This is a genomic window from Halomonas sp. CKK8 (assembly GCF_029625235.1).
GTDB lineage: Bacteria > Pseudomonadota > Gammaproteobacteria > Pseudomonadales > Halomonadaceae > Halomonas > Halomonas ventosae.
Genome location: NZ_CP121193.1, coordinates 3,261,024 through 3,285,641 on the forward strand (window position 1 = coordinate 3,261,024; position 24,618 = coordinate 3,285,641).

Below are 24,618 nucleotides of genomic sequence, written 5' to 3' on the forward strand. Positions count from 1 at the left end.
TCCCGATTCATTCATTCTGCTGTCGCAGATTGATGCTCTGTTCGATGGCGGTGAGCTGCTCGAGCTTCTCGGCCATGGCCTCGAGCTCCTCGGTGAGGGCCTCGTTCTCCTCCACGATGGCCTGGTGCTCGCCCCGGCTCTCGGCCAGCTGGCCGGCCAGGCGACGACGCCCCTCCAGCTCGTTGAGCCAGTAGCGCAGCAGCGGCTGCAGTTCGGTCGGGGCCCCGGCCAGGTCGGCCTTGTAGAGCTCCGAGGCGCGGTTCCACTGCTGCTCGTCGCCCCAGGCGAGCAGCACGGCGCGCGCCAGGCGACGCTCGGTGCTCTCGCCGCCCAGGCGCGTCAGGGTGGCCTCGCGCCACACCCGGTCGCCGCGCTGGGAGGCCAGTCCGAAGGCAATCCAGTCGTCGAGCAGGCAGGGGACGTTGTCGAAGTCGGGCAGTTCGGCATGGCAGAACGCCGACCCGGCGGTAGGGCTCTGGATGGGCGAGGGGCCGGAGGGCGACGACTGCAGCTGCTCGGGCAGGTACTGGCAGCCGGCCAGCCAGGCCGTGGCCAGGCACAGGAGCCAGGGGCGCGCGGTCATGGGGTATCGTTCCTTGAGTGGGCGCCCGCCAGGGCGAGCGTCGGGTGGTCGTGATCCGGCTCGGTCACCGTGACCTGCCGGGGCAGGGTCAGGCGAAAGCACACCGCCAGCCGGGCATCGTCCACCAGCGCCAGGCTGCCATGCTGGAGCCGGGCACAGTCGGCGGCCACCGAGAGACCGATGCCGGAGCCCTTGAGCGGCCCCTTGCGGCGAACGCTGCCCTGGAAGAAGGCCTCGAAGAGCCGCTCGCGATCCTCCTCGGCGATCGGCTCGCCGCTGTTGGCCACCTCGATCACCAGCCGGTCGCGCAGCGGCCGGGCGCGAATCTCCAGTAGACCGCCATCCTCGCCGTAGGCGACGGCATTGGAGATCAGGTTGTCGAGGACCCGGGCCGTGGCGGTGCGGTCGAGCTCCCAGGCCAGGGGGCCATCGAAGCAGCTGACGCGCATCTCCTTGTTGTCCAGGGCCAGGCGATGCTTGGCCAGCACCTCCTTGGCCACGGTGGCGACATCCAGCCGCTCGATGTCGAGCTGCCGGTTATGCTGGAGCAGGTTGTAGTCGAGCAGCTGCTCGATCAGCTGCTGGAGCTCGCGCCCGCTGGCATCGATCAAATCGAGGATCTCGCGCTGGCGCGGCGTGACCTCGCCGGCCACACCGTCGGCAAGCAGCGACGATCCCTCGCGAACGCTGGCAAGCGGCGTCTTGAGCTCGTGGGACATGTGGCGCAGGAACTGCTGCTTCTGGGCTTCCAGCTCGTCGAGCCGCGAGGCCAGCCAGTCCAGCCGCTCGTCGAGGGTGACCAGCTCCGCTGGGCCCTTGAACGGCGGCGGCTTCTGCGCCGTGTCGCCGCCCACGCTGCCGATCCCCAGGATGCGCCGTTCGAGCTGGCGGATCGGGTGGATGATCAGCCGGGTGAACAGCAGCATCAGCACCAGGCTCGCCGAGACCAGGGCCGCGGTCTGCCACCAGAGGCGCACCTGCACGCCCTCGGCGCGGGCACGGATGCTCTCGATGCGCTCGTCGATGCGCCGGTTGGTGGCACGGCGCATCGCTTCAGTGTGCTGGGCGAAGGGCAGGAAGTCGGAGAGCCGGGCGGTGAACTCCTCGAGCGGCAGCTCGGGCAGCTCGGCGAGGTCGTCGAGCTGCTCCTCCAGCGCCGCCACATCGGGGTCATCGGGCAGCAGCTGACTCTGCTGGGCCAGTAGCTCACGGAACTCCGCGAGACGATCATCGAAGATCTCCAGCAGGCTCTCTTCCTCGACCACGGCATACTGGCGCGCACCGCGCTCCATCTCCAGCGCCAGGGCACCCAGCGAGCGGGCACGCCGGGTCTCCTCTACCGCCTGGCGGGCACTGACATCGGCCAGTCGGGAGAGCTCGGAGAGGGCCTGGCCGGCCTGGATCATCAACACGGCCAGCGGCAGCATCACCACCAGGAAGGCCAGCAGCACCAGCTGCAACAGCGAGCGCGGCCTCCAGCGACGCGTAACGGCTGAGGTCATGGACAGTGTTCTTTGCAGAAGGGTAACGGAAACCACCATCGTCCATCCCTAAGGATACCAGAGTTCAGCCGAGCGCCCCGCGGCCAATCGGCACAACCCCGCCGGCAAGGCCCCGAAAGGGAAAAAAAAGGGCCGGCAGAGCCGGCCCAATACGCAGGGAACTGAAGGGTCCGGACATCCGATCAATCGACGGCCTGGTCCGTCCATTGCCCGAATGTCCATGGGCCGGGGAGGCCCCGAAGCCATGAGGTGCCATCTGCCACCAGGGGCTGGTCATCCTCATGCGGGTGGCAAGCCATCGCGTGGCGCACCGCCCTGCTCCGTTCCTGGCACCATCGCCTCGGCCGAAGGCCGACGACGATGCTGCGCGATTCGATCCCCCGTTCGGGGGAGAGGCATCCATGCCAGGGCATCCTTGCCCTCTCGATACCGATCCTTGCCTGGCGGCGGTACCGTCTCATCGCAACCTAAAGTCACACATCGCTTGGAGCAGACACTGGCCGCCTCGGGGAGCGGGAGCACAGGGCAGTGATGGCCCGCCTCCCTTCGGCGACCGGGAAACGGTTCGAGCCGAATGAACCGTTTTCCCTTGCTCACCCTGACTATTGCCAACGGCGTGCCAGGAACCCCACTATCCTTTCAATATCATGCAGTTAAAAGTGAAAAGAAAGGGGCCAGGCGGGAAACGATCGGCGTAGCCGCCACTGGGCGGAGGGAATGGTGGGATTTTTGTCGCCAGTCAGCGACGCCTTTCGGGTGCTATCCTGAAAGATGTTGTCTTTCAGTCATTTGGCGCGTCTCCCAATGGCGACGCCGGATGACCCGGCGACGCCGCCTGGCGACAGCGCGCCGCTCAGGCGAGGGTCTTGACCAGGATCTTGGACTTGCGCGCGTGGTTGTAGGTGTCGCGGCGCAGCGGCGGCAGGACCTCGATGCCGGCCAGGCGAAAGCCGTGCTCGAAGAACCAGTGGGTGGTGTGGGTGGTCAGGGCGAACAGGGCCGAGAGCCCCAGTCGGCGGGCCCGCCGTTCGATCTCGGCGAGCAGCAGCTCGCCGCGCGCGCCACCCCGGTAGTCGTCGTGGACCGCCACACAGGCCAGCTCTCCCATGGTGGCCTCACCGAAGGTATGCAGTGCGGCGCAGCCGATGATCATGCCGTCGCGCTCGATCACCTGGTAGTCGTCGATCTCGTACTCCAGCCGCTCCCGGGAACGCGGCACCAGCATGCCCCGCCGCTCGAGCGGCTCGAGAAGCTCGAGCAGGCCGCCGATGTCGCCGAGTTCCGCCGCACGCAGCTGCTCGTAGCGATGCTCGGTGATCATGGTGCCCACGCCGTCGCGGGTGAACAGCTCGCCCAGCAGGGCGTCGTGGTCGTGCCAGGAGAGCAGGTGGGTGCGGGCCACGCCGTGCCGCGCGGCAGCACAGGCTGCCCCGAGGTGACGGGCCAGCTCGCTGGCGGGGGCGGCCTGCCGGAGCAGCGGCTCGGCCTCCCCCGGGGTCAGCTGGCGCTGCAGCTGGCCGCTGCGATCGAAGAGCCCACTGGCTTCACCGAGCAGGATCAGCTTGTCGGCGCCGAGCGCGGTGGCGGCGTGGCGGGCCACCTCGGCGGCATCCAGGTCGAAGACCTCGCCGGTGCTGGAGAAGCCCAGCGGCGGCAGTACCACCAGCGACCCGCGCTCGAGCAGTCCCTCGATGGCCTGCGCCCGCACCCGGCGCACCTCGCCGCTGTGGTCGAAGTCGACACCCTCGCGCACGCCCAGCGGCTTGGCCATCACCAGGTTGCCGGAGACCACGGTCATCTCGATGCCGTGCAGCGGGGTGTTGGGTAGCCCCGGGGAGAGCCGCGCCTCCAGCCACAGCCGCTGCTCGGCGGCGATGCGCTCGACCCTCTCCATGATCGCCTCGTCGGCCACCCAGCGCCCCTGGTGGCGCCGGGGCGTGATGCCCGCCTCATCCAGGGCCTGCTGCACCTGGGGCCGGATGCCGAACACCACCACCAGCCGCACGCCCAGGGTGTGCAGCAGCGCCAGGTCCTGGACCAGCTGCTCCCCTCGCCCGCTGGCCATCGCCTCGCCCTCGATCAGGATCACGAAGGTACGCCCGCGGTGGGCATTGATGTAGGGGGAGGAATTGCGGAACCAGTCGACGAAGGGGAAACGAGTATCCAAGGCCGCACTCCGGCAGCAGGTGAACGAAGGGGGAGTCGCTAGCCACTATATCAGAGCGACGAAAACGGCGGCACCGATCAGCTGCAAGCCGCAGCATGGAATCAGCCGCAACAAAAGAAACCCCGAGGCCTCGGCCGTCGGGGTTTCTTGTCGCTCGGCCTTGTCGCTCGGCGCTTAACCGAACATGCCCTTGAAGGTGAAGAAGAAGAAGATGGCAAGGCCGGCCCCGGCGGGCAGGGTGATCAGCCAGGACATGGCAATGGTGCCGATGACCCGCAGGTTGAGCGCCGCCATGCCACGGGCCAGGCCCACGCCCAGCACCGCCCCGACCAGGGTATGGGTGGTGGAGATCGGCAGGCCGGTGCCCGAGGCAAGCACCACGGTCACGGCGGCCGCCAGGGTGGCGGCGAAGCCGCGGCTTGGGGTGAGCTCGGTGATGCCGGTGCCCACGGTGGCGATCACCTTGTGGCCGTAGGTGACCAGGCCGACGACGATGCCGCCGCCGCCCAGCACCAGCACCCACCACGGCACCAGGGCCGCGCCCTCGATCTCGCCGCCGGTCTGCACCACGCTGATCACCGCCGCCAGCGGGCCCACGGCGTTGGCCACGTCGTTGGAGCCGTGGGCGAAGGCCATGGCACAGGCGGTAAAGATCATCAGCACGCCGAAGACGCGCTCCACGCCCGAGAAGCCGAACTGGTCGGACTGGCGGCTCGACGCCTTGACGCGACGCTCCATGACCACGCCGAGCCCCGCGATCAGCAGGCCGGCAAGGATGGCAAGCAGCAGGCTGGCACCGAAGCCGAGGTCCAGGCCGACGTGCTTGAGGCCCTTGGTGAGGGTCACCATGGTCACCGCGAAGCCCACCAGGAAGATGTACATGGGCACGTAGCGCTTGGCCGCGGCGAAGGGGTCGCGAGCCTCGAAGATCAGGTGCTGCACCGACTTGAAGAGGGTGAAGGCGATGGTGCCGGACAGCAGCGGCGAGACCACCCAGCTGGCGGCGATGGTACCCACCGCGGCCCAGTCCACGGCGGCCGCGCCGAGGCCCGCCACCGCGAAGCCGACGATGGCACCGACGATGGAGTGGGTGGTGGAGACCGGCCAGCCCTTCATGGAGGCGACCAGCAGCCAGGTGGCCGCCGCCAGCAGTGCCGCGAGCATGCCGTAGACCAGCAGCTGCGGGTCCTCCTGCAGCAGTTCGGGGTCGATGATCCCCTTGCGGATGGTGTTGGTGACCTCGCCGCCGGCCAGCCAGGCGCCGAGGAACTCGAAGATCACGGCGATGATGATCGCCTGCTTGATGGTGATGGCCCGCGAGCCCACCGAGGTGCCCATGGCGTTGGCCACGTCGTTGGCCCCGACGCCCCAGGCCATGAAGAAGCCGAAGAGACAGGCGAGGATGATGAAGATCTCACCGTGCTGCGCAATGATCGACATAGGGAGGGTTCCCTTGTTGCGGTCAGAAGAAGGTCGACACGAGGCGGCCCCGGGATCGCCGGGGCCGCGGTATTCAGTTGGCCGTCATGATCTGCAGGCGACTGCCGACGCGCTCGGCGCGGTCGGAGAGTTCGCCCACCCAGTCGATGATCTTGTAGAGGAACATCACGTCCACCGGGGGCAGGCGGTCCTCCAGTTCGAAGAGCTGGCGACGGATGGCCACCTGCTGGCTGTCGGCCTGCTGCTCGAGCACGTGCAGCTCGCGGATCAGCTTCTGCATCACATCGGAGACGTTGCGGCCGAAGCCGGACTCGAGCAGGTCCTTGAGCTCCTCCAGGGCATGGCGTGCCTGGGCCACGCAGGCCACCGAGGTGCGCATGTAGTCGCGCATCGGCTGGGCCAGCTCCTGGGGCATCTGCATCCGGCGTCCCAGCATGATGCCGGTGATGTCGCGGACCTTGTTGGCGATTTTGTCCTGGACGCTGATCAGGTCGAGCAGGTCGGAGCGCGACACCGGCAGGAACATGGTATTGGGCAGGTTGAGGCGCAGGTCGGTCTTGAGCTCGTCAGCCTCGTGCTCGAGTCGGGTGATGGTCTCGCGATGCTGGGCGGCGGTGTCCCAGTCGCCCACGAGGGAGGCCTCGAAGAAGGGCAGCAGCTCGTCGGCGCACTCATTGGCCTTGACGATATGGGCCAGCAGCGGATGGAATGGCGAGCGACCGAACATCGCGGAGAAGGGATTGGATGTCACCATGGGGCATCTGTGAACCTGGAAAATGGCGGCGTCAGTATAGTGACTGACACTGTCACCGTCATGAAAAAATCATCCAATATTCATCAAACCGAGGTGGCGCCCCGATGGCAGACGAGATCGAACTCAAGCTGGCCCTGGGGGCCGAGGCGCCCGAGGCCCTGCGACGCCACCCCCGCCTGGCCGGCCTGGTACCCACGCTCACGCGCCTGGGCAATACCTACTACGACACCCCCGAGGGCGAGCTGGAGGGCGCGCGCATGGCGTTGCGCCTGCGCCGCGCCGGCGACCGCCTGCTGCAGACCTTGAAGACCCGCGGCCAGGGCGGCGGCGGCCTCTCGACCCGCGGCGAGTGGGAGTGGGAGGTGCCGGGCCCGGGGCTCGACCTCGCCGGGCTGGCTACCCTGCCCCCCATGGCCGAGCGTGACCCGGCCCTGCTCGAGCGCCTGGTGCCACGCTTTGCCACCGACTTCATGCGCGAGACCTGGTGGCTAGAGGAGGACGGGCTGAGCGTGGAACTGGCCCTGGACCTGGGCGAAATCCGCGCGGGGGAGCAGGCGGTGGCGATCCGCGAACTGGAGCTTGAGCTCAAGGCAGGCGAGCCGGCGGCGCTATGGTCGCTGGCCGAGACGCTGGCCGAAGACGTGGCGCTGCGCCCCTCGGACACCAGCAAGGCGGCCCGCGGCGGGGCATTGCTCGGCGGCGGCTGGACCCTGCCCGAGGGCACCACCCCGGCGGCCTGGCTGCATCGCGCCAGCGTGGCGCTGGATGCCCTGGCCGATACCGGCCAGCCGGCCTGGCGGGACGAGGCGCGCGAGGCCTTCCAACGCCTGGCCGACCCGGGCGATGATGCCCGCGACGATGATTCACTGCGCGACGACGCCCGCGCCCTCGCCGAGGCGCTGGAGACCGAGGCCTGGCTGACCCCGGCCTTCGGTCGCCGGATGCTGCGGCTGGCCCGCCGGCTGCCCGGCGACGTCGACCTGGCCTGACCGGCCCCGGCCACCACAAGGACGCCCCCGTGAACCACCTCCCCAAGCCCGCCGGCGAAGGCCTGCGCACCCGGGTCTTCCAGATCATCTTCGAGTCCGACACCCCGCTGGCCAAGGGCTTCGACATCGCCCTGATCGTGGCGATACTGGCCAGCGTGCTGGTGGTGATGCTGGAGAGCATCGAGAGCCTGCGCGCCGACTACGGCACCCTCTTCTTCTGGCTGGAGTGGGGCTTCACCATCGCCTTCACCCTGGAGCTGGCGGTACGCCTCTACTGCCTGGAGCGCCCGCTGCAATACCTGAAGAGCTTCTACGGGATCGTCGACCTGATCGCCATCCTGCCCACCTGGCTGACGCTGATCCTGCCCGGCGCCCAGACCCTGGTGATGGTGCGCCTGCTGCGCACCCTGCGCATCTTCCGGGTGCTGCGCCTGATGGAGTTCGTCGGCGAGGGCCGACTGCTGGTGGGGGCACTGAAGCGCAGCAGCCACCAGATCTTCCTGTTCCTGTTCACCGTCTTCATGCTGGTGTCGATCTTCGCCTCGATCGTCTACCTGATCGAACCCCGTGAGGCCGGCTTCACCAGCATCCCCATGGCGATCTACTGGGCCATCGTCACCCTCACCACGGTGGGCTTCGGCGATATCGTGCCGGTGACCCCGCTGGGCCAGGCGATCTCGGTGATGGTGATGCTGATCGGCTACTCGATCATCGCCGTGCCCACCGGGGTCTTCTCGGCCGAGGTGATACGCTCGATCCGCGCCGACCGCTACTCCGACGAGGCCTGCCCGGGGTGCGGCCACGACCGCCACGAACAGCGCGCCAAGTATTGCCTGCGGTGCGGTACCTGGCTGGACGAGAACTCCCCCGACCCACGCCTGCCCGAGGAGGAGCAGGAGGCCTGGTGGCGCGAACATGGCGGCGAGGAGGAAGACGATGGAGGGTCGCCGCCGGCCCAGTGAGCCGGCGGCAGGCAGGGATCAAAGCTGGAAGGGGGTGATGTCACCACGCCCCTCGCGGACGATCCTTGGCGGCAGGTCGCGCAGGTCGATCACGCTGGTGGCGTCCAGGTGGCAGGCGCCACCATCGATCACCAGGTCGAGGTGGGCGCCGAACCGCTCGCGGATCTCCTCGGCGTCGGTCATCGGCAGCTCCTCGCCGACCGGGATCAGGGTAACGCTCATCAGCGGCTCGCCCAGGGCGGCGAGCAGCGCCCGGGTGATGGCATGGTCGGGCACGCGCACGCCGATGGAGCGGCGCTTGGGATGCAGCAGCAGCCGCGGCACCTCGCTGGTGGCGTCCAGGATGAAGGTATAGGCCCCCGGGGTGTGGGCCTTGAGCAGCCGGAAGACGTCGTTGTCCACCTTGGCGTAGGTGCCGATCTCGGAGAGGTCGGAGCAGACCAGGGTGAAGTTGTGCTTGTCATCCAGCGAGCGCAGCCACTTGATCTTCTCGATGGCCTTCTTGTCGCCCAGGTGGCAGCCCAGGGCATAGCCCGAGTCCGTCGGGTAGGCGACCACGCCGCCATTGCGGATGATCTGGGTCGCCTGGTCGATCAGGCGCTTCTGGGGATTGTCGGGGTGGATCTGGAAGAACTGGCTCATGCGAGCTCCCTGTTCGGTGGCCGGTGGAAGGTGTCTGTCACTATAGCGCGTCGCGGTCCCGCTCCCCGCCTCAGGCGGCCACCGGGGCGGCGAGGCCGGCCAGGCGCGGGTGGGTCCATACCGGCGGCGTGGCGGTGCGCGGCACCGGACTCATGCTGCCCGGCGCCAGGTGGCCGCCGGGGAAGTGGAAGTCGCTGCCCACCGAGCCGTAGAGGTCGCGCTCCTGGAGCTGGCGCGCCAGGTCGCGGGTCACGTCGGCATTCTGGAAGCCGCTGACCAGCTCGGCGGCCTGGCCCCCGGCGGCGGCGAAGTCGTCCAGCAGCAGGCCGCGCTTGCGCCGGGTCAGGCCGTGGCGCAGCGGGTGGGCCAGCACCGCGACCCCGCCGGCATCGAGGATCCAGCCCACCGCCGCGGAGAGAAAGGGCCAGTGGGCCTTGATGTCGCCGGCCTTGCCGTTGCCCAGGTGTTTCTTGAAAGCGGTGCCGATATCGGGCACCAGCCCCGCCGCGACCAGCGCCCGGGCGAAGTCCGGCCGGCCCAGCGGGCGCGGTGAGCCGGCCTGCTCGCGGGCCCGCGCCAGGGCATCGGTGAGCCCGACCTTCTCCATGCGCTCGGCGATCTTCAGCGCGCGGGACTCCCGGGCCTGGGCCTGGGCGGCGAGCCCGGCCACCAGGTCGCCCCGGGGCCCCTCGGGCAGCAGTCCCACCACGTGGATGTTGATGCCGCGCCACTGGGTCGAGAGCTCGGTACCGGGAATCAGCCGGATCCCCTCGCGACGCGCGGCCGCCTGTGCCTCCGCGATACCGTCCATGGTGTCATGGTCGGTCAGCGCCATGTGGCTCAGCCCGCGGGCACGGCACAGCGCCACCACCTCGGCCGGCGGCAGGGCGCCGTCGGAGGCCGTGGAATGCATGTGCAGGTCGATGGTGAGGGGCTCGCCCCCGAAGCGCACGGGAAGTGCTGGCATGGGCATGACGCCGGCAGGTGACTTTGTCAGAATATCCTTCCATGTTGCGTGCCCGACCGGTGACGGTCAATGCCGGGCGCCGGTCGCACCCGCGGCGCGAGCCGCCTACCAGCGAGGAAGACCCAAGATGCTCTACGCCATCATCAGTGAAGATGTGAACAACAGCCTGGAGCGGCGGCTGGCCGCCCGTCCCGACCATGTGGCCCGCCTCGAGGCGCTGCGCGATGAGGGCCGCCTGGTGCTGGCCGGCCCCCACCCCGCCATCGACAGCAACGACCCGGGCGAGGCCGGCTTCTCCGGCAGCCTGGTGGTCGCCGAGTTCGAGGACCTGGAGAGTGCCCAGGCCTGGGCCGATGCCGACCCCTACATGATCGCTGGCGTCTATGCCCGGGCCAGCGTGAAGCCCTTCAAGAAGGTCCTGCCCTGAGCCCTGCCCTTCCGACTGTCCACAGCGGGTTTCCCACAGCTGCTGTGGACAAGTCTGTTGAAACGCCGCGGACGCCTTGCGCCAGCCCGGTCGACAGGCCGCCGAGACGAGATCGATCAAATCCTGACCAGCCCGCCCCTTCTACCCCACCCCCTGGAACCAGACCCGGAGGCCCCGCCGTGACCGCTGCCCCCGATGCCCTGCCCCCGCTGTCCGGCCTGGAAAGCGCCAATCTGGCGTGGCGCCGGGAGGAAGGCGGCGAGGAGGCGCCCCATTCCATGGCCTTCGATGACGTCTACTTCTCGCGCCATGACGGACGCCTCGAGACCGAGCATGTCTTTATCGCCGCCAATCGGCTACCCGAGCGGTTTGCCGGCTGGCAGGAAACACGCCCCTTCGTGATCGGCGAGACGGGATTCGGCACCGGGCTCAACATGCTCTGCGCCTGGGCCTGCTTCGCTGCCCATGCCCCGCCGGCCGCCCGGCTCCACCTGGTCTCCACCGAGAAGTTCCCGCTGCGCCGCGACGACCTGGCCCGGGCGCTATCGGTCTGGCCGGACCTGGCCGAGCGGGCCGCGCGCCTGGTCGCCCAGTGGCCCGAGGCGGTGGCCGGCGTGCACCGGCTGTGGCTCGATGACCGGGTCACCCTGGACCTGCACCTCGGCGACACCGTCGAGCGGCTGGCGCTGCTCGACGGCCGGGTGGACGCCTGGTTCCTCGATGGCTTCGCCCCCGCGAAGAATCCCGAGATGTGGCGACCCGAGCTGTTCGAGGCGATGGCCGCCCGCTCGCGCCCCGGGGCGACCCTGGCCACCTTCACCTGCGCCGGGATGGTCAAGCGGGGCCTCGCCGCCGCCGGCTTCCACTGGCGCAAGGTGCCGGGCTTCGGGCGCAAGCGCGAGATGCTGGCCGGCGAGATCGCCGAGCCCACCGCGGATCGCCGCCGCGAGCGCACGCCCTGGTTCTCGCCCCCGGCGCCGCGCCGCGCCCGCCACGTCGCGGTGATCGGCGCCGGGATCGCCGGCGCCAGTACCGCCGCTGCCCTTGCGCGGCGCGGCGTGACGGTCACCCTGATCGACCGCGAGGGACCCGGCAGCGGCGGTTCCGGCAACGCCCAGGGGGCGCTCTACGTCAAGCTCGCCGCCGACACCAATCTCCAGAGCCGGGTCTACCTCGCCGGCCTGATGCACAGCCGACGCTGGCTCGAGATCCTCGATCCCGACCGGAACCTCTGGTCGCCCTGCGGCGTGCTGCAGCTGGCCACCCACGAGAAGGAGCGGGCCCGCCAGGCGCGCTTCCTGGCCCACCATCCGCTGCCGGAGGGCGTGGTGCGGGGCGTGACGGCGGGCGAGGCCTCGCGACTGGCCGGCACGCCGATCGCCCACGGCGGGCTGGAGTACCCCCAGGCGGGCTGGGTGCGGCCGGCCGCCCTCTGCGACCGGCTCGCCGCCATGCCGGGCGTCGAGCTGCGCCGTGCGGAGGTGGTCGGCATGACCCCGGACGAGCAGGGCTGGTCGCTGGCGCTGGCCGACGGCGCGTGCCTTTCGGCCGACCAGGTGGTGGTCGCCAATGCGGCACGGGCCAACCGCTTCGTGCAGACGACGCGGCTCCCGCTGCAGCCGGTGCGCGGCCAGGTCAGCCGGCTCGCCCTGCCCCGGGGCGCGCCCGAGCTCGAGCGGGTCATCTGCGCCGGCGGCTATGTGTCGCCGGCGCTGGACGGCGAGCTCACCTTCGGCGCCACCTTCGCGCCACGCGAGACGGACACCGGAATTCGCAAGGCCGACCACGCGGCCAACCTGGCGGAGCTCGAGGGTACCCTGCCCGCCTTCGTGGCCGCCCTGCGCGAGGCGGGGGCGGAGCTAGACCCGGACCACCTGGAGGGGCGGGCCGCGGTGCGCGCCGCCAGTCCCGACAAGTCCCCCTATGCCGGCCCGGTGCCCGACGCCGAGGCCTGGCAGGCCGACTACGCGGGCCTGGCCAGGGACGCCGCCCGGGTGCCCGACACGCTCGGCCGGCACCATGGGGGGCTGTGGATCAGCGCCGCCCACGGCTCCCGGGGCCTGGCCAGCGCGCCGCTCTGCGCGGAGCTTCTCGCCTCACGGATCTGCGACGAGCCACTGCCACTGGAGCAGCCGCTGGTGGACCACCTGCACCCGGGGCGACGGCTGATCCGCGACCTGATACAAGGGAAGTAGAGTCAGCGAGAGGCGTCGGAAACGGCTCTTAGAGGAAGTCCTACCCCTCTTCCTCGTCGTCGGCCAGGTCGCGACCGAAGGCGCGCCACTGGGCCAGGGTCATCACCTCGGTGGTCTCGGTCCTGAGGTCATGGGCGATCAGCAGCTCGCCGCGCTCGAGCTGCGCCTTGAGCTGGGCCACCCAGCCGCGCATGCCCTCGCCGGTGTCGGTGGTGTCGTAGCCCTGGCGGGTGACGAACGCCTCCAGCAGGGCGTCCAGGGTCTCGCCCGGCAGCATGCGGTAGGGCACCTCGATAAAGCGATCGCCGTTCATGCGTCGGTCTCCCCCTCTTCCCAGGCGGCCAGCCGTTCGAGGAAGGCGGCCTCGTCGATGACCTCGACCCCCATCTGCTCGGCCTTCTGCAGCTTGCTGCCGGCGGCCTCGCCGGCCACCACGCAGGCGGTCTTGCGGGAGACGCTGCCGGCGACCTTGGCCCCCAGGGCCTGGAGTCGCGCCTTGCCCTCGTCGCGGGTCATGCTCTCCAGGGTGCCGGTGAGCACCCAGCTCTGGCCAGCCAATGGCTGGGGGCGCTCGCCGACCTCCTCCTCGTCCCAGCTCAGCCCGCAGGCGATGAGGTCGTCGATGGTCTCGCGGTTGTGGGGCTGGCGGAAGAAGGTATGCACGTGGGCGGCGACGACGGGGCCCACGTCCTCCACGGCCTCCAGCGCCTCGATGTCGGCCGCCATCAGGGCCTTCAGGGTGCCGAAGTGGCGCGCCAGGTTGGCGGCCGTGGCCTCACCCACCTCGCGGATGCCGAGCGCATAGACGAAGCGCGCAAGCGTCGTCTGCTTCGCCTTCTCGAGTGCCGCCACCAGGTTCTCGGAGGACTTCCTGCCCATGCGCGGCAGCTCGGCGAGGCGCTCGGCCTCGAGCCGGAAGAGGTCCGCCGGGGTGGTGACCCAGTCACGCTCGACAAGCTGGTCGATCAGCTTCTCGCCCAGGCCGTCGATGTCCAGGGCACGGCGCGAGGCGAAGTGCTTGAGGGCCTCCTTGCGCTGGGCGGGACAGTAGAGGCCCCCGGAGCAGCGCGCCACCACCTCGCCCTCCAGGTGCTCGATCTCCGAACCACAGGCCGGGCAGTGCTCGGGGAAGACGATCGCCCGCGCATCGGCCGGACGGCGTTCCTCCAGCACCCGCACCACCTGGGGAATGACGTCGCCGGCCCGGCGGATCGCCACGGTATCGCCGATCATCACGCCGAGCCGGGCGATCTCGTCGGCATTGTGCAGTGTGGCATTGGAGACGGTGACCCCGGCCACGGAGACCGGCTCGAGCCGGGCCACCGGGGTGATCGCCCCGGTGCGGCCGACCTGGAACTCCACGTCGTTGAGCCGGGTGGTCTCCTCCTGGGCGGGAAACTTGAAGGCGATGGCCCAGCGCGGGGCGCGCGCCACGAAGCCGAGTTCGCGCTGCAGGCGCAGGTCGTCGACCTTGATCACCACCCCGTCGATGTCGTAGCCGAGGCCGTCTCGCTTCTCGCCGAGCCGCCGGCAGTAGTCGATGATCCCTTCGGCCCCCTCGACCACCGCCAGCTCCTGGCTGGTGCGAAAGCCATACTCGCCGAGCCTGGCCATCAGCTGGCTGTGGCTGGCGTCGCCCGGCTCCGGCTCGATGCGCGCCACCTGGTAGGCACTGAACTCCAGCGGGCGCGTCGCCGTTATCCTGGGGTCGAGCTGGCGCAGGCTGCCGGCAGCGGCGTTGCGGGGGTTGGCGAACACCTTGCCGTCCGACTCCCGGGCCCGTTCGTTCAGTGTCTCGAAGCCCCGATGGCTCATGATCACCTCGCCGCGCACCTCCAGCAGGGCGGGCGGGTCGTCGCCGCGCAGCCGCAGCGGGATGGAGCGCAGGGTGCGCAGGTTGGAGGTGATGCCCTCGCCGGTGCGGCCGTCGCCGCGGGTGGCACCACTGACCAGCATGCCCCGCTCGAAGACCAGCGACACGGCGGCCCCGTCGAGCTTGGGTTCGCAGCAGAAGGCCAGCGGCTCGCCATGGGCCTCCAGGCGGTCGGCGACGCGCCTGACGAAGGCCTTGATCTCCTCCTCGCTGAAGGCGTTGTCCAGGGAGAGCATGGGGACGGCATGCCGCACCTCGGGGAAGCCGGAATCGGGCGCGGCCCCCACCCGCTGGGTCGGGGAGTCGGGGGTCACCAGGTCCGGATAGGCCTCCTCGAGCTCCTGCAGGCGGCGCAGGCGGCGGTCGTACTCAGCGTCGGTGAGCCGTGGTTCATCGAGCACATAGTAGCGGTAGTTGGCGTCGTCGAGCTCGGCACGCAGGCGCGCCACCTCGTCGAGGATCTGCGGGTCGGCTTGGGTCATGGCGTCCGTGGTCTGGTTGCGTGAAGGCTCAAGGCCGGCATGGTTGCCTAGCTTACCAAAGCAACAACCCCCGTGGGGTCAGCTCACGGGGGTTGTCGTCCGGCTTCCAGCTTCAGGCTTGCCGCTAGTTCACCTGATAGCGGTTGAGGCGATTGCGTCGCTCGAACTCCTGGACCCGCTGGCGGGCGAACTCCACGGTCTGGGCGGTCATCACGCTCTGGTTCTCGTCCTTCAGCTCGCCGCCGAGGTGGCGGACGATGACCATGGCGGTCTCGACCATCGCCTCGAAGGCGGCCGCGGTATCGCTGGCGCCCGGGAGCGGCATGAGCAGGGTGATGCCCTGGGTCCGGAAGTCGTCCATGGCCTCGATGGGGAAGGTCCCCGGCTTGACCACGTTGACCATGGAGAACTGCAGGCGGCTCTCCGGGTCCTCCGTCTCGAAGCGATGAAAGATGCCCATGTCGCGCCCGTAGCGCAGCCCGCAGGCCAGCATCAGGTCGAGCAGTGCCGTACCGGAGAAGCCCTCCTCGTCCCGTGCCATCACGCTGATGACGATGATCTCGTCGGACTGGCTCAGGGTCTCGCGGGCATGCTCGGCGTTGACGTCGTGGCGCAGGGCCCGTTCCAGCACCGGGTGGGTGCGCACCACGTCGTCCCTTGCGGCCTCGACCGGTACCTCCTCGTCGTGTGCCTGCTGCTGGCGGGAGGGCGTGAAGAGCGGGTCGTCGTCATCGGCAGAGGCGACCGCCTCCGCCTCCAGGCGACGCCGTTCGGCCTCCTGGACGGCCTTCTCGTCCTCGGCCCGCTGCCGACGCGCCGCCTCGCCGGCGGCCTTCTCGGCGCGCTCCTGCTCGCGGCGAACCTTCTCGCTGCGCTTGTGCTCGCGCCGCTCGGCGAGACTCTTCTGCAGGGAGGCCCCGAAGCGCTGCATGGAGGAACCCACCCGCTTCGAGCCGCTCTTGAGGGAGTCGCCCATGCCCTCGAGGTCCACCAGGCGGTAGTGCTCCTCGTCGGCGTAGGTGTCGTGATCCTCGGGGTCGGCCGCCAGAGGCTGGGTGTCCCGCGACGCGGCGGACTCCATGGCCGTCTCGTCCAGGCCATCCAGGCTCGAGAGCCCTGGCTCGCGGCGCTCGTCGGCTTCGGGGTAGAGACTCGCCGCCTCCTGATCCGCCGGCTCCGGTACCGGGCCCCGGGAGGCGGGCGCCTGGGCGCTGCGCTCGGGGGCGGAGTCACGCTGTGCCCTGGGCTCGGGCTCACGGCTCAGCGGCCGGACGGTCTCCCGCGACTCGGCGGCAGGCCGGGCGACGCTCGGCTCACGCTCGCCGGCCGGCCGGGGGCCCGATGCCTCGGGGCCGTCGGCATGGCGCCGGAACTCCGCCAGCACCCGCGAGGGACCGGGATGCTCCTGGCGCTGCAGCTTGGGCTTGGGTTGTACCCCCCGGTCGTCCGCCGGCCTGACGACCCGCGCCCCTCCGTTGGGCAGCTCCCAGTTGATTTCGGCCGCACGGGCCGCGGCTTCAGGGTCCTCGTCGCTCCCCGTGGGGCCACGCTCGTCACGGTCCGAGACCTGGTCGAGACGTGGAACACGACGCTGACGCTGCAGGCGACGCACACCATCGATGACGATGAGGGTCACCAGCGCCAGCCCTAGTATGATCAGCCACTCTCTTAGTTCCATGGGTCGTCATGCCTTTTGCTAAGGCGCCATGCCTGATGGTTGTCCGTCAACAGCATAGCGCGATTGCCAAAAAAAGGGCCACTTTTTTATTTGTCAAGCCCGGCATTTTCCTGCCGCAACCCGACCGGGCCCTTCGCAATCGCCCTTCAGGTTCCCCGTGCTTCCGTGCATTGCAGTATACATTGTCTTCCTTGTTAACCCGTTTGCCGTTCACGTTCAAGCCCGTCAGGCCTCGGCCAGGGCCGCGGCCTCCTCGACGCCGACCGATACCAGGCGTGACACCCCGGGCTCCTGCATGGTCACCCCCATCAGGCGTTCCGATGCCTCCATGGCGATCTTGTTGTGGGTGATGTAGATGAACTGGACGGTGTCGGACATCTCCTTCACCAGCTTGGCGTAGCGTCCCACATTGGCATCATCTAGCGGGGCATCCACCTCGTCGAGCATGCAGAAGGGCGCCGGATTGAGCTGGAAGATGGCAAATACCATCGACAGGGCGGTGAGGGCCTTTTCCCCACCGGACAGAAGATGAATGGTGCTGTTCTTCTTGCCGGGGGGGCGCGCCATGATGGCCACCCCGGTTTCCAGCAAATCCTCGCCGGTCAGGGTCAACCACGCGGTTCCCCCGCCGAATACCCGCGGGAAAAGTGCCTGCAGGCCGGCATTGACTCGCTCGAAGGTATCGCGAAATCGCGTCCGGGTTTCCTGGTCGATACGCCGGATGGCCCGGTCCAGAGTCTCCAGTGCCTCGGAGAGCTCGGCATGCTGGGCCTCCAAATAGTCGCGCCGCTCGGCCTGCTGGTCGTACTCCTCGATGGCCGCCAGGTTGATGGCCCCCAGCCGGCGGACGCGCTCGCCGACCTCCTCCAGCCGGGCCTGCCAGGCGGACTCGGTGGCGTTGGGGTCAAGGGAATCGGACAGGCTCGCGGCGTCGTGGTTCAGCTCGGCGAGCTGCTCGTCCTGGGCCTCGGCCTTGAGGGAGAGCGCCTGGACCTGCATGCGCGACTCCTGGAGGCGCTCGCGGATGCCCTCGAGGCTGCGCTCGTGGCCCTGGCGGGCCTGTTCGTCCTCGCGCAGCCGTTCGACCAGCTCGGCGGCCCGGGCACGGGTCTCGTTGAGCACCCGCTCCTCGCGCTCGCGGCGCTCCAGCAACTCGTCGAGCCGCTCGCGACGCTCCTCGTCGGGCTCATGGAGCCCCTCGCGCGCCTCCTCGAGCTCGGCACAGCGCAACTCGAGGCGCTCCCGCGACTCGCCGGCCCGGCCCAGCTGCTCGGCCAGCCCGGTGCGTTCGGTGGCGGTGCGCTCCTGCTCCAGGGCCAGGCGCTGGACCTGCTCGGCCAGGGGGCGCTGGCGTGCCCGCAGCGCGGCCAGCGCCTCGCGGGCCTCGCGGCGTTCCCGCTCGAGCCTCTCGCGGGTCTCGGCCCCCTCCTCCAGCCGCGCCATCGCCGCCTGCCACTGCTCGCGTGACTCCTCCAGGGCCAGCAGGGCCTCCTCGCGGGACTCGGCCATGCCCTCGAGCTCCTCGGCAAGTTCGGCGGCGCGCCCCTCCAGGTGCTCGAGCCGGCTGGCCAGCCCGCTCTCTTGCACCGCCAGCTGTTGGCGCTGCTGCTCGAGCTCGCGCTCCTCGAGTCGTGCCCGCTCCAGGTCCGCCTCGGCCTGCTCGACCTTGGCCGCAGCCACCTCGAGGTGGCGGTCCTGGTCGGCGAGGCGGGCCTCCACCTCAGCCAGCGCCTCGCGCACCTCCGCCTCGCGGCGCCGACTGACCAGCAGGGCATCCGGGCCGTTGCCGGCGCCACGGTGGCGCACCCAGCCACGTCCCAGCCAGAGACCGTCGGGGGTGATCAGGCTCTCGCCGGCTGCCAGGCTCTCGCGGCCCGACCAGGCCGCCTCGCGGTCGGCGACGCAGCGGATGCCGGCCAGCCACTGGCCGGCCGCACCGGCGCCGCGCACCCGGGCCGCCAGGCTGTCGGCCGGGGCAGGCGACGCCTCGGCCTCGAGCAGGCCGAGCTCGGCGTCCGGCGGCGTGGCCAGGGCCTCGCGGGCCCCGGGCAGCGACACCAGTCGCGCCCGCAGCCAGGGTGCCAGCACCCAGGAGACCGCCTCCTCCCAGCCGGGTTCGACTTCGAGGGCCTCGCCGAGGCGGGGCTGCTGTGCCAGGCCATGCGCGGCCAGGTGGGCATCCAGCGCCTCGTCGTGGTCGGCCAGGGCCGCCTGGATCAGCGCCTCCAGGGAGGCCAGCTCGCCCTGCAGGGTGCTGCGCCGCTGGCGGTCGGCCTCGCGGGCCGCCTCGGCCTCCCGCACCTGCTCCCGGGCGCCGTCGCGGCTGGCCTGGTGCTCGCCGCGCTGCGCCTCGAGCTCGGCCAGGCGTTCCTCGAGCTCGGCATGACGTTCGGCCAGCTCACGGCGCTGCTCACCCAGGCCGGCGATATCGGGCAGCTCCTCGTGCTGCTGGCGACGGCGGCGCTCGTCGGTGGCCAGCTGCTCGAGCCGACTCTCCAGGTCGCGAAGCCGGTCCTGGGCGCGCTCCGCCTCGCGGCTCTGTGCCTGCCAGCGCTCGCCGAAGCTCTCCCAGGCGGCGTCGGCCTCCTCGGTCCGGGGCTCGGCCTCCTCCAGGGCGGCCTCCAGCTCGGCGAGCTGCTCGGCCACCTCCTCCTGCTCCGGCCCCAGGGTCTCGAGGCGCTCGTCCAGGCGAGCCAGGCGTTCGCCGTCGTCGTCGCCGAGGCGGGCAAGCTCGGCGAGCTCGCCTCGGGCGGCCTCGAGGTCGCGGGCCAGCTGCTGGTCCCGGGCGCGGGTGTGCTCAAGGTCCTGCTCCAGGCGGGCGATGGCGGTGGTAGTCTCGTAGAAGCGCGACTGCCGGCCGTCGAGCTCGGTGGCCAGGCGGTCATGCTCGGCACGGGCCTCCTCCAGGCGGCTCTCGGCCTGGCGCATGCCCAGCACCTCGCGCTCCACGGCGGTCTCCAGCTCGCGGACGCGGGTCTCCTCCTCGGTCTGGCTGGCGCGCAGGGCGCGCCCCCGCAGCAGCGCCAGCTCGCCCTTGAGACGGTGCTCCTCCTGCTTGAGGGTCTGGTAGCGACGCGCCGCCTCGGCCTGGCGCTTGAGCCGCTCGAGCTGCTTGTCGAGCTCCTCGCGGATGTCCTCCAGGCGCTCCAGGTTCTCCTGGGTGCGCCGCATGCGGTTCTCGGTCTCGCGGCGACGCTCCTTGTACTTGGAGATGCCGGCGGCCTCCTCGAGGGTCGCGCGCAGCTCCTCGGGGCGGGCCTCGATCAGCCGCGAGATCATGCCCTGGCCGATGATGGCATAGGAACGCGGCCCCAGGCCGGTGCCCAGGAAGAGGTCGGCGATGTCGCGGCGACGGCACTTCTGGCCGTTGAAGAAGTAGCTGGACTGGGCGTCGCGGGTGACCTGGCGCTTGACGGCGATCTCGGCGTACTGGGCATAGGCGCCGCCCATGGCGCCGTCACGGTTGTCGAAGAGCAGCTCGATGGAGGCGAGGCCCACCGGCTTGCGGCCGGTGGAGCCGTTGAAGATGACGTCGGTCATCGACTCGCCGCGCAGGGTCTTGGCCGACGACTCGCCCATCACCCAGCGCACCGCGTCGATGATGTTGGACTTGCCGCAGCCGTTGGGCCCCACGATGGCGGTCATGTTGCCGTCGAAGGGCACGCTGACCGGGTCGACGAAGGACTTGAACCCCACCAGGCGGATCGACTTCAGGCGCATGGGCTTACTCGACGACCCGGTCGATCACCACCTCGACGGGCTCGCCATCGGTCTCCCCCACCGTCACCCCCTCGAGGGTACCGAGCAGGTCGCCGGGCTGGGGCGTGGCCTGGCCGCTCTCCGAGACACGCACCATCAGCCGCGCCTGGTCCACCTGGGAGATCCGCGCCTGGGGAGACATGGAGCGAGAGTCGTCGAGCACCACCGTCAGCGGGAGCTCGTCCAGCCGGGCCCGGGCCACGGCCAGCGGCGGCAGCTCCCCCTCGAGGTCGCGGGCCACCACGAAGACGGTGGCGCCATCGTCGAGCCGGCCGGCGAGGTCATCCGCCAGGCGAACCCGGACGGCGATGCCGGGCCCCTCGGCGACGGCCTGCTCGGCCTCCTCCGGGGCGATCCCCAGGCGCTGTTGGGCGACGCGGATGCCCTGGCGCAGGGCGTCGGCGGTGTCGGGGTCATCCATGCCGGCGATGGCCCGGCGCCACCGGTCGATGGCGGTCTCGAAGTCGCCGCTATCGAAGGCATCGATACCGAGCATGCCGAGCACCGTGGGCTGGGCGGGCTCGCTCTCCAGCACCTCGTCGACCAGCGCCTGGACCTCGTCGGTCATCTCGCGGCCGGCGGCAAAGTAGCGGATCTGGGCCAGCTCGGCCAGCAGCCAGGGCTGGCGCCCCTCGAGCTCGACCAGTCGCTCCAGGGCGCGGGTGGCCTCGGCGATGCGTCCGCTGTCCCGGTAGAGCGGGAACAGTGCCCGCCAGACGTTGGGGTTGTCGGGCTGGCGGGCGGCCTGCCCCTCGAGCCGCTCGATCAGCATCGGCAGCGAGGCCTCGGGGTCGTTCATCACCTGCTGCTGGACCGTGTAGAGGGTGAGGTCGCCCTCCGCCCCCTCCTGGAGGTACCAGGCGAGGCTGGCCAGCACCACGGCCACCATCACCACCGGCACCGCCAGCTTGCCGGACGCGGCCGGCTTCAGCGGCGCGCGCTCCAGGCGCTCGGTATCCTCGAGCAGGCTTCGCTCGAGCTCCAGGCGGTCCTCCTCGAAGCGCGACTGATCGATGTCGCCCCGCTCCCGGGCCGCCTCCAGCGAGGCCAGCCGACGGCGGTAGATGGCCAGGTTCTGGTCGGTCGTGCGGTCATTGGCCTCATAGTCGCGCTGGGCGGCACTCACGGCGGCGGCACGCCGCAGGGGAGCCACCAGCAGCCACAGGGCCGGCAGCAGCAGGACGGCAAGGGCGATCCATAGCAGGGTCATTCGGTCCTCTCGCGTTTGATCAGGGCATCCAGTCGCGCCCGCTCCTCGGCGCTCAGGTCGCAGGCCGAGGTGCGCCGACGGGCGCGCACCATGAGCACCACTACCAGGGCGCCCAGCAGCACCAGGCCGGCGGGAAGCCCCCACAGCAGCAGGGTGCGGCCCTCGAGACGCGGGTTGTAGAGCACATAGTCACCGAAGCGGTTGACCATGAAGTCGAGGATCTCCTTGTCGGAACGGCCATCCTGGAGCTGGAGATAGACCCGCTCACGCATGTCGCCGGCGATGGGCGAGTCGGAGTCGTCGATGGCCTGGTTCTCGCACTTGGGGCAGCGCAGGGTCGCGGTGAGGTCGCGGTAGCGCTGCTCGGTGACCGGGTCGTCGAACTCGCGCACCTCCACCGCTGCCTGGCCCAGGGCAGGCCACAGCAGCAGGGCACACAGCAGCAGTCGGGTGATCAGCGCCATCTTTCCACCTCCGGCAGTATCGTCTCGCGCACGTCCTCCGGCCGGATGTAGCCGGTATGGTGATAGCGGATGATGCCCTCGCGGTCGACCAGGAAGGTCTCCGGGGCGCCGTAGACGCCCAGGTCGAAGCCCAGGCTGCCCTCGGGGTCGAAGATGTTGACCTCGAAGGGGTTGCCGAACGCGGTGAGGAACTCGCGCCCCTTCTCCCGGGTGTCCTTGTAGTCGACTCCCACCAGGCGCACGCCGCGCTCGGCGAGATCGAGCAGCTGCGGCATCTCCTGCTTGCAGGTCGGGCACCACTCGCCCCAGACGTTGACCAGGGTGACCTCGCCCTCGAGCAGCGAGGCATCCACCACCCGCTCGGGATCCTCGAGGGTGGTGAGCTCGAAGGCCGGGAACTCCCTCGCCATCAGCGCCGAGTCGCGCTCGAAGGGGTTGATCGACAGTCCCATGTAGAGGAAGGCGCCGAGCACCAGGAAGCCGGCCAGCGGCAGCAGCAGCAGCAGGCGACGCTTCATGTGGTGGCCTCCCGGGGCTCGGCGGCCACGGCGCGCTCGGGGTCGCGGGCCGTCACGGTGCGCCGGTAGCGGCGGTCCGCCACGGCCAGCACCCCGCCGGCGGCCATCAGCAGCGCCCCGAGCCACAACCAGCGCACGAAGGGCTTGTACTGGATGCGCATCGCCCAGCTGCCGTCCTCCAGGTCCTCGCCCATGGCCACGTAGAGGTCACGGAACAGGCCCGGGCGCAGCGCGACCTGGGTCATCGGCATGCCGCGGGCGATGTAGAGGCGCTTCTCGGGGGTCATGGTGAAGCTGCGCTGGCTGTCGCCGCGGCGCACGTCGATCTCGGCGGCGTCCGCCAGGTAGTTCGGCCCCCGGCGGTTGGCGAGCTCGGTCATGGTGAAGGTGTAACCGACCACCTCGACGCTGTCGCCCACGCCCATGCGCACGTTGCGCTCGATGGCGTAGTTGGAGACCACGGTGACGCCGATGATGGTCACCGCGATGCCCAGGTGGCCGAGGATCATGCCCCAGTAGGCCAGCGAGAGGCGCCGGAGGCCGGCCACGCGGCCGCCGGAGTGGCGGGACTTGGCCCAGAGGTCGCGGGCCATGGGCAGCACGATCCACAGGGCGACCACCACGCCCAGGCTCACCTTGAGGTTCCACTCGCCGCGATAGAGCAGCGGTGCGACCGCGCCGATCACCAGGGCCGCCAGGCCGGCGAGCCAGCTGCGCCGGAAGAGGTCGCGGGCCGGGGTATGCTTCCAGCGCGCCAGGGGGCCCAGCCCCATGAACAGGCAGAGGATCACCGTCAGCGGCACGAAGAGCGCATTGAAGTAGGGGGGGCCCACGCTGATCTTGCCCAGGTTCAGGGCATCGAGCAGCAGCGGGTAGACCGTTCCGAGCAGTACCGTGACGGTCATGATCACCAGCAGGATGTTGTTGATCAGCAGCAGGGCGTCACGGGAGAGCCAGCTGAAGCCCACCTGGTGGCTGACGCGCGGGGCGCGCAGCGCGAACAGCAGCAGCGAGAGCCCCACAGTGATGCCCAGCAGCACCAGGATGAAGAGCCCGCGGGAGGGGTCGTTGGCGAAGGCATGTACCGAGGTGAGCACCCCAGAGCGCACCAGGAAGGTCCCCATCAGCGACAGCGAGAAGGTGGTGATCGCCAGCAGCACCGTCCAGCTCTTGAAGGCGCCGCGCTTCTCGGTCACCGCCAGGGAGTGGATCAGCGCCGTGCCGGCCAACCAGGGCAGCAGCGAGGCATTCTCGACCGGGTCCCAGAACCACCAGCCGCCCCAGCCCAGCTCGTAATAGGCCCACCAGCTGCCCAGGGCGATACCCACGGTGAGGAAGGCCCAGGCGATATTGGTCCAGGGCCGCGCCCAGCGGGTCCAGGCCGCATCCAGGCGTCCGCCCAGCAGGGCGGCGATGGCGAAGGCGAAGACCACCGAGAAGCCCACGTAGCCCATGTAGAGCATCGGCGGGTGGACGATCAGGCCGAAGTCCTGCAGCAGCGGGTTGAGGTCGGCGCCGTCCTGGGGGACGTTGGGCAGCAGCCGCTCGAAGGGGTTGGAGGTGATCAGCACGAAGGCCAGGAAGCCGACGCTGACCAGCCCCATCACCCCCATCACCCGGGCCAGCATGTCGCGGGGCAGCTCCCGCGAGAAGCGGCTGACCGCGAAGCCCCAGGCGGCCAGGATCAAGCTCCACAGCAGCACCGACCCCTCGTGGTTGCCCCATACGGCGCTGGCCTTGTAGTACCAGGGCAGCATCGAGTTGGAGTTGTTGGCCACGTTGGCCACGCTGAAGTCGTCCAGCAGGTAGCTGGCGGTCAGGCAAGCGTAGGCGATGGCCAGGAAGAGGAACTGGCCGGTGGCCATGGGACGCGCGTAGGCCATCCACAGCGGGCGGCGGGTGGCCGCCCCAGCGAGCGGCATCACCCCCTGGACCAGCGCCATCAGCAGCGCAATGATCAGGGCGTAGTGGCCGATTTCGGGGATCATCAGGGTCTGCATGGGCAC

At 70.2% G+C, this 24,618-nt stretch carries 19 protein-coding genes; 4 read left to right on the plus strand and 15 right to left on the minus strand.

Annotated elements, in window-relative coordinates; all coding sequences use genetic code 11:
• Positions 1-7 precede the first annotated feature (7 nt).
• The 5 genes from P8934_RS15390 to P8934_RS15410 all read right to left on the minus strand — a co-directional run bounded on the left by P8934_RS15390 (position 8) and on the right by P8934_RS15410 (position 6,446).
• Positions 8-583, minus strand: coding sequence for a hypothetical protein (locus P8934_RS15390; protein ID WP_278031824.1), 576 nt, complete (start codon positions 581-583; stop codon positions 8-10).
• Positions 580-2,085: a histidine kinase dimerization/phospho-acceptor domain-containing protein gene (locus P8934_RS15395; RefSeq protein WP_278031825.1), complete on the minus strand. Its 1,506-nt coding sequence runs from the start codon at positions 2,083-2,085 to the stop codon at positions 580-582. Before P8934_RS15395 ends, P8934_RS15390 begins: the two co-directional genes overlap by 4 nt.
• An 853-nt stretch (positions 2,086-2,938) precedes the next feature.
• Positions 2,939-4,252 carry an amino-acid N-acetyltransferase gene (gene argA / locus P8934_RS15400; RefSeq protein ID WP_278031826.1) on the minus strand — a complete coding sequence of 438 codons (1,314 nt, stop codon included), beginning with the start codon at positions 4,250-4,252 and terminating at the stop codon, positions 2,939-2,941.
• A 174-nt stretch (positions 4,253-4,426) separates the two neighbouring features.
• The gene (locus P8934_RS15405; protein WP_133635731.1) at positions 4,427-5,692 is read right to left on the minus strand and encodes an inorganic phosphate transporter; all 1,266 of its coding nucleotides are present in this window, start codon (positions 5,690-5,692) and stop codon (positions 4,427-4,429) included.
• 73 nt (positions 5,693-5,765) lie between these two features.
• On the minus strand, positions 5,766-6,446 hold the full coding sequence (locus tag P8934_RS15410; protein WP_106230474.1) for a TIGR00153 family protein: 681 nt from the start codon (positions 6,444-6,446) through the stop codon (positions 5,766-5,768).
• A 104-nt stretch (positions 6,447-6,550) separates the two neighbouring features.
• Here P8934_RS15410 and P8934_RS15415 point away from each other — a divergent pair, with 104 nt between their 5' ends.
• Both P8934_RS15415 and P8934_RS15420 read left to right on the plus strand, forming a co-directional pair.
• Positions 6,551-7,435 (plus strand): CYTH domain-containing protein, encoded by an 885-nt coding sequence (locus P8934_RS15415; protein WP_278031827.1) that lies wholly within the window; start codon positions 6,551-6,553, stop codon positions 7,433-7,435.
• A gap of 29 nt (positions 7,436-7,464) precedes the next feature.
• Entirely contained in the window at positions 7,465-8,397 is a 933-nt protein-coding gene (locus P8934_RS15420) for an ion transporter (RefSeq protein ID WP_278031828.1), read from the plus strand.
• A gap of 18 nt (positions 8,398-8,415) precedes the next feature.
• On the opposite strand, the gene P8934_RS15425 is transcribed toward P8934_RS15420, so the two are convergent.
• Both P8934_RS15425 and P8934_RS15430 read right to left on the minus strand, forming a co-directional pair.
• Positions 8,416-9,039, minus strand: a complete 624-nt coding sequence (locus P8934_RS15425) for an L-threonylcarbamoyladenylate synthase (protein ID WP_133635728.1) — start codon at positions 9,037-9,039, stop codon at positions 8,416-8,418.
• Positions 9,040-9,109: 70 nt separating this feature from the next.
• On the minus strand, positions 9,110-10,012 hold the full coding sequence (locus P8934_RS15430) for a PHP domain-containing protein (protein WP_133635727.1): 903 nt from the start codon (positions 10,010-10,012) through the stop codon (positions 9,110-9,112).
• 121 nt (positions 10,013-10,133) lie between these two features.
• Between P8934_RS15430 and P8934_RS15435 the strand changes: the two genes are divergently transcribed.
• Both P8934_RS15435 and mnmC read left to right on the plus strand, forming a co-directional pair.
• Positions 10,134-10,433 (plus strand): YciI family protein, encoded by a 300-nt coding sequence (locus tag P8934_RS15435; RefSeq protein ID WP_106230478.1) that lies wholly within the window; start codon positions 10,134-10,136, stop codon positions 10,431-10,433.
• Positions 10,434-10,612: 179 nt separating this feature from the next.
• Positions 10,613-12,628: a bifunctional tRNA (5-methylaminomethyl-2-thiouridine)(34)-methyltransferase MnmD/FAD-dependent 5-carboxymethylaminomethyl-2-thiouridine(34) oxidoreductase MnmC gene (gene mnmC / locus P8934_RS15440; protein ID WP_278031829.1), complete on the plus strand. Its 2,016-nt coding sequence runs from the start codon at positions 10,613-10,615 to the stop codon at positions 12,626-12,628.
• Between the two features lie 40 nt (positions 12,629-12,668).
• On the opposite strand, the gene P8934_RS15445 is transcribed toward mnmC, so the two are convergent.
• From P8934_RS15445 to P8934_RS15480, 8 genes are all read right to left on the minus strand, one after another.
• Entirely contained in the window at positions 12,669-12,941 is a 273-nt protein-coding gene (locus P8934_RS15445; protein ID WP_133635725.1) for a YheU family protein, read from the minus strand.
• The gene (gene ligA, locus P8934_RS15450) at positions 12,938-14,983 is read right to left on the minus strand and encodes an NAD-dependent DNA ligase LigA (RefSeq protein ID WP_278031830.1); all 2,046 of its coding nucleotides are present in this window, start codon (positions 14,981-14,983) and stop codon (positions 12,938-12,940) included. Before ligA ends, P8934_RS15445 begins: the two co-directional genes overlap by 4 nt.
• Positions 14,984-15,107: 124 nt before the next feature.
• Entirely contained in the window at positions 15,108-16,661 is a 1,554-nt protein-coding gene (gene zipA, locus P8934_RS15455) for a cell division protein ZipA (protein ID WP_278031831.1), read from the minus strand.
• A gap of 225 nt (positions 16,662-16,886) precedes the next feature.
• Positions 16,887-20,381, minus strand: coding sequence for a chromosome segregation protein SMC (gene smc, locus P8934_RS15460; RefSeq protein WP_278031832.1), 3,495 nt, complete (start codon positions 20,379-20,381; stop codon positions 16,887-16,889).
• A 4-nt stretch (positions 20,382-20,385) separates the two neighbouring features.
• Positions 20,386-21,630, minus strand: a complete 1,245-nt coding sequence (gene ccmI, locus P8934_RS15465) for a c-type cytochrome biogenesis protein CcmI (RefSeq protein ID WP_278031833.1) — start codon at positions 21,628-21,630, stop codon at positions 20,386-20,388.
• A complete protein-coding gene (locus tag P8934_RS15470) occupies positions 21,627-22,094 on the minus strand; it encodes a cytochrome c-type biogenesis protein (protein WP_278031834.1) in 468 nt (155 codons plus the stop codon). The genes ccmI and P8934_RS15470 overlap by 4 nt, the downstream gene beginning before the upstream one ends.
• Positions 22,085-22,612 (minus strand): DsbE family thiol:disulfide interchange protein, encoded by a 528-nt coding sequence (locus P8934_RS15475; RefSeq protein WP_278031835.1) that lies wholly within the window; start codon positions 22,610-22,612, stop codon positions 22,085-22,087. Before P8934_RS15475 ends, P8934_RS15470 begins: the two co-directional genes overlap by 10 nt.
• Entirely contained in the window at positions 22,609-24,612 is a 2,004-nt protein-coding gene (locus P8934_RS15480; RefSeq protein WP_278031836.1) for a heme lyase CcmF/NrfE family subunit, read from the minus strand. The genes P8934_RS15475 and P8934_RS15480 overlap by 4 nt, the downstream gene beginning before the upstream one ends.
• Between the last annotated feature and the right edge of the window lie 6 nt (positions 24,613-24,618).

Excerpts from the sequence above, each read along its gene's own strand:
- P8934_RS15410 (WP_106230474.1), bottom strand. The coding sequence starts at position 6,446 with ATGGTGACATCCAATCCCTTCTCCGCGATGTTCGGTCGCTCGCCATTC.
- P8934_RS15475 (WP_278031835.1), bottom strand. The coding sequence starts at position 22,612 with ATGAAGCGTCGCCTGCTGCTGCTGCTGCCGCTGGCCGGCTTCCTGGTG.
- P8934_RS15430 (WP_133635727.1), bottom strand. The coding sequence starts at position 10,012 with ATGCCCATGCCAGCACTTCCCGTGCGCTTCGGGGGCGAGCCCCTCACC.
- zipA (WP_278031831.1), bottom strand. The coding sequence starts at position 16,661 with ATGGAACTAAGAGAGTGGCTGATCATACTAGGGCTGGCGCTGGTGACC.
- P8934_RS15415 (WP_278031827.1), top strand. The coding sequence starts at position 6,551 with ATGGCAGACGAGATCGAACTCAAGCTGGCCCTGGGGGCCGAGGCGCCC.
- ccmI (WP_278031833.1), bottom strand. The coding sequence starts at position 21,630 with ATGACCCTGCTATGGATCGCCCTTGCCGTCCTGCTGCTGCCGGCCCTG.
- P8934_RS15445 (WP_133635725.1), bottom strand. The coding sequence starts at position 12,941 with ATGAACGGCGATCGCTTTATCGAGGTGCCCTACCGCATGCTGCCGGGC.
- P8934_RS15405 (WP_133635731.1), bottom strand. The coding sequence starts at position 5,692 with ATGTCGATCATTGCGCAGCACGGTGAGATCTTCATCATCCTCGCCTGT.
- P8934_RS15480 (WP_278031836.1), bottom strand. The coding sequence starts at position 24,612 with ATGCAGACCCTGATGATCCCCGAAATCGGCCACTACGCCCTGATCATT.
- ligA (WP_278031830.1), bottom strand. The coding sequence starts at position 14,983 with ATGACCCAAGCCGACCCGCAGATCCTCGACGAGGTGGCGCGCCTGCGT.
- P8934_RS15435 (WP_106230478.1), top strand. The coding sequence starts at position 10,134 with ATGCTCTACGCCATCATCAGTGAAGATGTGAACAACAGCCTGGAGCGG.
- P8934_RS15425 (WP_133635728.1), bottom strand. The coding sequence starts at position 9,039 with ATGAGCCAGTTCTTCCAGATCCACCCCGACAATCCCCAGAAGCGCCTG.
- P8934_RS15390 (WP_278031824.1), bottom strand. The coding sequence starts at position 583 with ATGACCGCGCGCCCCTGGCTCCTGTGCCTGGCCACGGCCTGGCTGGCC.
- P8934_RS15470 (WP_278031834.1), bottom strand. The coding sequence starts at position 22,094 with ATGGCGCTGATCACCCGACTGCTGCTGTGTGCCCTGCTGCTGTGGCCT.
- smc (WP_278031832.1), bottom strand. The coding sequence starts at position 20,381 with ATGCGCCTGAAGTCGATCCGCCTGGTGGGGTTCAAGTCCTTCGTCGAC.
- P8934_RS15395 (WP_278031825.1), bottom strand. The coding sequence starts at position 2,085 with ATGACCTCAGCCGTTACGCGTCGCTGGAGGCCGCGCTCGCTGTTGCAG.